The organism is Maribacter polysaccharolyticus, assembly GCF_028882255.1.
Classification (GTDB): Bacteria; Bacteroidota; Bacteroidia; order Flavobacteriales; family Flavobacteriaceae; genus Maribacter_A; species Maribacter_A polysaccharolyticus.
The window spans coordinates 1-2,195 of sequence record NZ_JARBUY010000020.1 but is presented as its reverse complement, the minus strand read 5'-3'; the positions used below and the strand labels follow the sequence as shown (position 1 = coordinate 2,195).

Sequence of the window (2,195 nt, the reverse complement as noted above, 5' to 3'; positions counted from 1 at the left end):
ATCAACACCGCTAAGACCGGGATCACCACCGAACAAGCGGACATCATCGCCAATACTTCCGGAATCAACACCGGAGATCAGGACATTTCAGGGATAGCGGTCAATGCGACCAATATTACAACCAATGTTGCTGGAATCAGTGCCAATGCAAGTGAGATTGCTGCAAATGATTCCGATATTGCTTCCAATACCGCTGCGATAACTTCCAACGATTCCGATATCGCGAACAATGCTTCGGACATTACTGCCAATGCTACGGACATCGACGCCTTGGAAGCGGAACAAATCACACAGAACAATGCCATTGCAATCAACACGGCCAAGACCGGAATCACTACCGAACAAGCGGACATCATTGCGAACACTTCCGGGATTAACACCGGAGATCAGGATATTTCGGGGATTGCAGCTAATGCAACGGACATCGATGATTTGGAAGCGGAACAAATCACCCAAAACGATGCCATCGCCTTGAACACCGCCAAAACCGGAATCACCACCGAACAGGCGGCCATCATTGCCAACACTTCCGGGGTCAACACCGGAGACCAGGACATTTCAGGAATAGCAGTTAATGCCACAAATATTGCAACCAATGTTGCTGGAATCAGTGCGAATGCAAGTGAGATTGCTGCAAATGATTCGGCCATAGCTGTCAATGTCTCTGACATCGATGCTTTGGAAGCGGAACAAATTACCCAAAACGATGCCATTGCAATCAACACCGCCAAGACCGGCATCACTACCGAACAGGCGGACATCATCGCCAACACCTCCGGAATCAACACCGGAGATCAGGATATTTCAGGGATCGCTGTCAATGCTACCAATATTACAACCAATGCAACTGAAATTGCAGCAAATGATTCCGACATCGCTGCCAACACCGCTGCGATAACTTCCAACGACACCGACATTGCAAACAATGCCACGGACATCGACGCTTTGGAAGCGGAACAACTTACCCAAAACGATGCCATCGCCTTGAACACCGCCAAAACCGGTATCACTACCGAACAAGCGGACATCATCGCCAATACTTCCGGAGTCAATACGGGAGACCAGGACATTTCAGGGATTGCAGTCAATGCCTCTGACATCGACGCTTTGGAAGCCGAGCAGCTTACCCAAAACGATGCCATTGCACTCAACACCGCCAAAACAGGTATCACTACCGAACAGGCGGCCATCATTGCGAACACTTCCGGGATCAACACCGGAGATCAGGATATTTCGGGAATAGCAGTCAATGCTGCAAATATTGCGACCAATGTTGCTGGAATCAGTGCGAATACCACTTCGATAACTTCCAACGATACCGACATCGCCACCAATGCTTCAGCCATAACTGTGAATGCCACGGACATCGACGCCTTGGAAGCGGAACAACTTACACAAAACGATGCCATTGCGCTCAACACGGCCAAAACCGGGATCACTACCGAACAGGCGGATATCATCGCCAACACTTCCGGAATCAATACGGGAGATCAGGACATTTCAGGAATTGCAGTCAATGCGACCAATATTGCAACCAATGTTGTTGGAATCAGTGCCAACACAAGTGGGATTACTGCAAATGAAACTGACATTGCTGCCAACACCGCTGCGATAACTTCCAACGATACCGACATTGCTACCAATGCTTCGGCCATAGCTGTGAATTCCACGGATATCGATGCTTTGGAAGCGGAACAACTTACCCAGAACGATGCCATTGCGCTCAACACGGCCAAAACCGGGATCACTACCGAACAGGCGGATATCATCGCCAACACTTCCGGAATCAACACCGGAGATCAGGATATTTCGGGGATTGCCGTCAATGTTACCAATATTACAACCAATGTTGCTGCGATTGCTGCAAATGATTCCGATATCGCTGCCAACACCGCTGCAATAACTTCCAACGATTCCGACATCGCAACCAATGCTTCGGACATCGACGCTTTGGAAGCGGAACAACTTACGCAGAACGACGCCATTGCACTCAACACCGCCAAAACAGGTATCACTACCGAACAAGCGGATATCATCGCGAACACCTCTGGGGTGAATACCGGAGATCAGGACATTTCAGGGATTGCCGTAAACGCCACGAATATTGCAACCAATGCTAGTGAGATTGCCGCAAATGATTCCGATATCGCTGCCAACACAACTGCAATAACTTCCAACGACACCGACATTGCAAA

General features: G+C 49.1%; 1 protein-coding gene. It reads left to right on the top strand.

Annotation, left to right across the window (positions count from 1 at the left end):
- Positions 1 to 2,195: beta strand repeat-containing protein (locus PHU20_RS20075; protein WP_274827193.1), on the top strand; the 2,195-nt coding region annotated here is incomplete at both ends.